Annotated in this window: 6 protein-coding genes and 1 pseudogene; 6 read left to right on the forward strand and 1 reads right to left on the reverse strand. The window is 61.2% G+C overall.

Annotation, left to right across the window (positions count from 1 at the left end):
* The 6 genes and pseudogenes from Q0L57_RS02900 to Q0L57_RS02925 all read left to right on the forward strand — a co-directional run.
* A pseudogene (locus Q0L57_RS02900) lies at positions 1–743 on the forward strand (hypothetical protein); the annotation flags it as partial.
* 61 nt (positions 744–804) lie between these two features.
* A complete protein-coding gene (gene tssB / locus Q0L57_RS02905; protein WP_296737673.1) occupies positions 805–1,317 on the forward strand; it encodes a type VI secretion system contractile sheath small subunit in 513 nt (170 codons plus the stop codon).
* Between the two features lie 3 nt (positions 1,318–1,320).
* Positions 1,321–2,817, forward strand: a complete 1,497-nt coding sequence (tssC, locus tag Q0L57_RS02910; RefSeq protein WP_296737676.1) for a type VI secretion system contractile sheath large subunit — start codon at positions 1,321–1,323, stop codon at positions 2,815–2,817.
* Between the two features lie 404 nt (positions 2,818–3,221).
* Positions 3,222–4,583, forward strand: a complete 1,362-nt coding sequence (gene tssC, locus Q0L57_RS02915) for a type VI secretion system contractile sheath large subunit (RefSeq protein WP_296737681.1) — start codon at positions 3,222–3,224, stop codon at positions 4,581–4,583.
* 4 nt (positions 4,584–4,587) lie between these two features.
* Positions 4,588–5,082: a type VI secretion system baseplate subunit TssE gene (gene tssE / locus Q0L57_RS02920; RefSeq protein WP_296737683.1), complete on the forward strand. Its 495-nt coding sequence runs from the start codon at positions 4,588–4,590 to the stop codon at positions 5,080–5,082.
* A gap of 130 nt (positions 5,083–5,212) precedes the next feature.
* The gene (locus Q0L57_RS02925) at positions 5,213–5,857 is read left to right on the forward strand and encodes a hypothetical protein (protein ID WP_296737685.1); all 645 of its coding nucleotides are present in this window, start codon (positions 5,213–5,215) and stop codon (positions 5,855–5,857) included.
* Between the two features lie 87 nt (positions 5,858–5,944).
* On the opposite strand, the gene Q0L57_RS02930 is transcribed toward Q0L57_RS02925, so the two are convergent.
* Positions 5,945–6,529: PP2C family protein-serine/threonine phosphatase (locus Q0L57_RS02930; RefSeq protein WP_296737687.1), on the reverse strand; the 585-nt coding region annotated here is incomplete at its 5' end.

The following is a 6,529-nucleotide window of genomic DNA, read 5'->3' on the forward strand; positions in this document are numbered from 1 at the left end:
ACGAAGACGGTGTCGAGGGCAAGCTGGTGTCGATCGCCGGCCTCAGCGGAGCGGGTGCCACCGGAACGCTCGTCCAGCCGATCCGGCTGCTCCCAATCACGAACGGTTCGCTGGCGGCATACTCCTTATGGAGCTACGAGCAGGCAGTCGACCTGCAGAAGATCACCGATCCAGCCCGGCGCCAGGCGCGCATTGACGCGGGAGCGGTGTCGATGGAACAGTTCATGCAGAGCGTCGCCGAAACGCGGCCCTCGGACCTCGCGGGTACTGTCGCGCTCGTCGACGAATGTTTGGCCGCGCTCGGTGAAATGTCGAGCGCTTTCGATGCCGTAGCAGGAGCAGAGGCTCCTCCGGTCTCGGGATTGCGCGAATTGCTTCAGCAGGTCGTTTCCTCCATCCGCTATTTTGCAGCCGACAAACTCGCCTCGGCCGCTATCGACAATCCCCAGCCGGCGGACGACGTTTCCGAAACTGGCGCTTCATTGGGTGCCGAGGGCGGCGCGACGGTCGCGGTCCGGCGTATCGACGGCTATGCCTCGCGAAACGAGGCGCTGGAGGAGCTTACGCGCCTTGCCAGCTATTTCCGCAAGACGGAGCCGCATTCGCCGATTTCGTACACGCTGGAGGATACCGTTCGGCGGGCCCGAATGTCATTGCCGGAGCTTCTCGCCGAACTGGCCGGAGACCCGACACACGTCCAGCGCATCCTGCTGGCTGCGGGCATCAGAAACCAGGAGTCCTAGGCCCGGCGCGCAGCACCGGGTCGTCTCGACGTCGATCCACACATTCAGCGAGGGTATGACCATGGCAGAAAGCGTTCAACAGAAGCTCAATCGGGTGCGCAAGCCGCGCGTCCATATCACCTACGATGTCGAGACCGAAGGCGCGCAGGTGCGCAAGGAATTGCCCTTCGTCGTCGGAGTGATCGGTGATTTTTCCGGCAAGCCTTACGCGCCGCAAAAGCCGCTGAGGGATCGCAAGTTCATCCAGATCGACCGTGACAATTTCGATGACGTCATGCAGCGCATGACGCCGGGGGCGGAATTCAAGGTCGACAACACGCTGGCTGCAGACGACAGCCAGATGGCGGTCTCCCTAAAGTTCAATTCGATGGACGACTTCGAGCCGGCAGCGATCGTCGATCAGGTCGAACCTCTTCGCAAGCTTCTCGCAGTGCGCAACAAGCTGCGCGATCTCATGTCGAAGGTCGATCGTTCGGAAGAACTCGAAAGCCTCCTCGAGGAAGTTCTTCAGAATACCGACAAGCTCTCCGCTCTGGCCGGAGAACTCGGCAACGAAACCAGCAAGGAATCGTAAGCGATGAGCAGCGAAGCGAAAACCGAAGCGGCCGAGGCGGCCCGCAGCGAAGAAACTGGTTCCCTGAGCCTGCTCGATCAGGCGATCGGCGCCACCCGCAACTCCGAGCCGGACGAGATGCAGGATCTCCTGCGCACGCTGACCTCGGAAGCCTTGTCAGGCACCGTCACCTTCAGCAAGAACCTGACACAAACCTTCAACAGGGCCATCGCCGCCATCGACGAAAAGCTTTCCAAGCAGCTCTCGGCGATCATACACCATGAGGACTTCCAAAAACTGGAAGGCAGTTGGCGCGGCCTCAACCATCTGGTGAAAAACTCCGAAACCGGCGCGACGCTCAAGATCCGCATGCTGAATCTGAAGAAAAAGGATCTGCACAAGGATCTGACGAAGGCGGTCGAGTTCGACCAGAGCCAGATATTCAAGAAGATTTACGAATCGGAATTCGGCACGCCAGGCGGCGAACCTTACGGCGTGCTGATCGGCGACTACGAATTCGGCAAGGGCACCGAGGACCTGGAGGTGCTCCAGGGCATGTCGAACGTAGCGGCGGCGTCCTTCGCGCCGTTCGTATCGGCCGCCAGCCCCGACATGTTCGGGTTGGAAAGCTTCACCGAACTGTCAAAGCCGCGTGATCTCGAAAAGATCTTTGAAAGCTCCGAATACATCAAGTGGCGCAGCTTCCGTGACAGTGAAGATGCCCGCTTCGTGACGCTGACCATGCCCCGGGTGCTGGCCCGCGTTCCCTACGGTTCTGCCGGAAGGTCGATCGAAGAGTTCAAGTTCGAAGAGGCGCCAATCAGCTCGAACGGTGTCGTCAGCGCCATGACCCAGGATCAGTTCAGCTGGATGAACGCATCCTATGCGCTCGGCGAGCGGTTGACCTCGGCTTTCTCGAAATATGGCTGGTGCGTTGCCGTGCGCGGCGCCGAGGGCGGAGGCAAGGTCGAGAACCTGCCGAGCTTCACTTTCACAAGCGATGACGGCGACATCGACCAGCAATGCCCGACGGAGATCGGCATCACCGACCGGCGCGAGGCGGAGCTGTCGAAGCTCGGCTTCTTGCCGCTGTGCCACTACAAGGGATCTGACTATGCGGTCTTCTTCGGAGCCCAGACTTCGCAGAAGGCAAAAAAATATGACAGCCCTGATGCGACGGCCAACGCCGCCATATCCGCGCGCCTGCCCTACATCATGGCGACCGGCCGTTTCGCTCACTACCTGAAGGTGATGGGACGCGACAAGATCGGCTCGTTCCTGGAGGCGTCCGACTGCGAGAGGTGGCTGAACAGCTGGATCCGGAACTATGTCAATGGCAATCCGGATGCCAGCGCGGAGATGAAGGCGCAGTATCCGCTTGCCGAGGCCAAGGTTTCGGTGACGGAAGTGCCGGGAGCTCCGGGTTCTTACAATGCGGTTGCCTATCTTCGGCCATGGCTGCAGATGGAGGAGCTGACGGCCTCGATGCGGCTCGTTGCCAGAATCCCACAGATGGGATGATAAACTGAATGCGCCGGACCGAAGGCAAAAAAGGGTCTTCGGTCCGTTGCGACTCTTGACTGACTCCTTGACGCGCCGTGCCTCCACTTGGGGGCAGGGAGCTTCAATTTCTGACTGAACGCGAATTGTTAGGTCGGGTCGGCGGTTCCATCAAATAATGAACCGCTACAGAGCCGAAGAAGACGGGAGACCTGACGATCGATACCGGCAACGAGGGCGTAGCGGAGGCGATCGCGGGGGCATCGGCGTACGGCCGTTTCGATGAACCGTTGCGCTTGCGCGTGGTCGATTGTGCTCTTGATGCCGCCGAGGGAGAGAGCGCGTCCGCGCTGCAGGCGTTCATCTCGGAGGAAAATCCGGCCGACCTCCTTCGCCGGTGGTTTGGCGACCGCTCCCTCGAGGATATGAAGGAAAAAAGAACGCGTTCCCTGCGCGTCCTTCTCGATCGCGACCTTGCCGCTCTCGATGCGGTGTTGTCCGAGCAACTCGACGCCATTCTCCATCATCCGGATCTGAAGCGGCTCGAGGCCGGATGGCGCGGCGTTTCCTATCTTCTTGACCAGATCGAAAGCGACGACAAGGTTATCGTTCGCCTGTTCAGTGCCACATGGGCGGAATTGGGACGGGACTTCGAGCGTGCAAACGACTTCGATCAAAGCACGCTCTTCACGAAGGTCTACAGCGAGGAATATGGAATGCCCGGCGGCCTTCCATACGGCCTTCTGCTGTGTGACTATTCCATTCGCCACCGCTACACGAAGGATGCGCCGGTCGCGGCAACGGACGATATAGGAACGCTGTCAGGTCTCGCCGAAGTCGCCGCCGCTGCATTTTCTCCCTGTGTCATAGGCGCTGCGCCCGAACTCTTCGGCGTGGCCAACTTTGCCGAACTTTCGTATGCCCAGAATTATGATGCCGGCTTCCGGCTGGCCGAATATCAACGCTGGCGGCGCCTGCAGCAGAAGGAAGAGAGCCGTTTCCTCGGCGTGGTCCTGCCGCGCATCCTGCTTCGCGGCCTTCACGGCGACGGGCCGGGCCGGCGCGAGGGTTTCATCTACCGCGAACGCGCGCTGGGCATTGACGATTGGCTGTGGGGCAATGCCGTCTTCGGTTTCGGAGCGGTCGTCATCCGCGCCTTCCGGGAATCGGGGTGGTTCGCCGACATCCGCGGAGCGCGCGAGGGACACCTTGGCGCGGGACTGCTGAACGGGCTTCCTGCTCCCCCGTTTTCCACCGGAGAGGCTGTCGCCTACCGCAGACCGCTGGAGGTCGAATTGACCGACAAGAAGCAGAAGGTCCTGGAGGAACTCGGCTTCGTCGCGCTCAGTCCCTGCAGCTATACCGAGTCCGCCGTCTTTCTCGGCGCCCAGTCGCTCCATGTTCCCGCGATCGAGGACACGCCGGAAAGCAGGAACGCGAGACTGTCCTCCATGCTGCAATATGTTCTTTGCGTCAGTCGCTTTGCGCATTACGCAAAAGTGATCGCCCGCGATCGCGTGGGAGCCTATACGACGGCGGCCGAACTCCAGCGCCTGCTCGGCGAATGGCTGCGCGGCTATATGCTCGGCAATGCCGATGCCGGCCCCGAACTGAAGGCCCGCTATCCGTTGAGCGGCGGCAGGGTGGAAGTCAGCGAGATTCCCGGAAAGCCTGGAATTCTATCCTGTGTAATTCAGGTCGAGCCGCATTTCCAATTCGACCAGATCGTGACGGGAATTCAACTGCGGACGGAAATCCCGGCTGCACGTGCCATCAGGCAGGGATGATCGCATGGCGAAGACGCCGAGCAAGGAGCCGGTTGCCCTGCCGTTGTTCGACAGATTGCTGCAAGGCGACAACATAGAAACCGACATCAACGTAGATCGCGCCATCCGCGTATTGCGCGAATCCATCCGTCGCGACCTGGAGACTCTGTTCAATACCCGTCCAAGATATCTGGCGCTTCCGGAAGGACTGGATGAATTGCAGTCCTCACTGATTGCCTTCGGGCTGCCGGACCTCCAGATCCAGCAGATGGCCTCGGCAACGCAACAGGAGGTGTTCCGACGGCGGCTTGAAGCAGTCGTCAGGCGGTTCGAGCCGCGGCTGCGCGAACTCTCCGTGGAGATTGTCAAGGGCGAGGAGCAAGCGCGGGACCGCACGCTGCGCTTTCGCATCAATGCCGTTCTCGATGTCGCGTCGACATCGGAGATCGTCATCTACGACACGGTCGTCGATCCGGTCTCAGGAGCGCTCTCGTTTGCTGGTGGCACGACCACCGTCTAAAGCGCCGCGGAAGCTATAATGCTGCAATTCGCGGCGACACTTCGGAAACCGTGCCGGCCACCTCACGACATGCTGCTTGATTGCGACATCCCATCGTGACACTGTCTAAGGAGCAAAAGCGGGGACCGCTATGGCGACTTTCTCGATATGGGATCCGGTGCCGTGGTTCCGGGAGCAGATGTATGTTTCCATCCAGCTCGGCGTCGAGGGCGAGGTCACGGCCTATCAAGAAGGCGTGAATCTCAAGCCGAAGCTCAGCAAATGGCAAGCGCTTCTGACCGACGGGCCAGTGCCGAATACGCTGCACTTCCCAACTGGCACCCGTTGCGCGCTGAAAGTCGAACGCGGTACGCTGTACCTCAACCTCAAGGCCGGAACAGGTGGGCCCGACGAAGGTATCCGTTTCTTGCCGTGGCGGGCGGACAATTGCAGCTATCTGCAGCTGGATCCCGCGGCGCAGTTCGTGGCAACGGGGCCGCTGACCGGTTGCAACATCTATGTCGCCGGCGATCTCTCGCAGCCCTGGTTCTTCCACGCCAACAAAAACTCAGACGACGAGGGTGGCGAGACGGCGAAGCGCAAATGGCCGCTCGACCTGCTTGCGGCGGGCGTTGGGGGAAGCGGCCCGATGGTCGTCCGCGGGTCGCTGGAACGCGCTCACTACTCCTCCCGCGGCTACCAGGGCATGGTCTTCGGATACAAGAAGGCAAATCTCTGGGAATTTTACTTCTGGGGGATCAGCACCGGCGGCAACTACGTCCGCCGCATGTGCTGACGTCGTCTAATACCGGCATCATCTGCCCGGTGTTCGCCAAGCTGGTGGTGCTGTCGTTCCATTAAGGCCAGCGGCTCGGCCTCGCGCCTAAAAGGCAATCCGCAGCAGCGAAAAATCGTCGGGCAGGGGACCGCCGCCGTTGAAGGAGCGCACCCATTCGAGGACCGCTCCGGGGCTGTCGCAGCTTGGGCCCGTACTGAAGTCCATCAGCCGATCAAAGCTCAGCATGTCTCCGTCGGGCCCGTCGATCTCGAACGTTCCGTCGCTGAGTAGAAGCAGCCGGTCTCCCGACCGTATTTCGGCCTGCGCCGCCTCATAGCCGATATCGGCGACAACACCGATTGCCACGCCTCCCGGCGTCGCCAGCGGCTGCGCGAGCGTGCCGCCGCCGCCGTCGCGCAAATGGATTGCCGGCGGGTGGCCCGCGCTGGCAAAGCGCAGGCTGCCTTCCGGACGGGCATAGACCCCGTACCAGATTGTAAAGAACATGTCGTTCTGCCGTTCCATCGGGAAGGCTTCGTTGAGTGCGCCAAGCACGGCGGCCGGGTCGCGGAAGTCTATGCCGCGCAAGGTCGCCGTGCGCAGCAGGTTGATGACAGTCGCCGACAGGAGCGCAGCGCCGACGCCGTGGCCGCAGACGTCGAGCAGGTAGAAGGCGATGTGATCGGCATC

The organism is Mesorhizobium sp., from assembly GCF_024509055.1.
GTDB lineage: Bacteria > Pseudomonadota > Alphaproteobacteria > Rhizobiales > Rhizobiaceae > Mesorhizobium.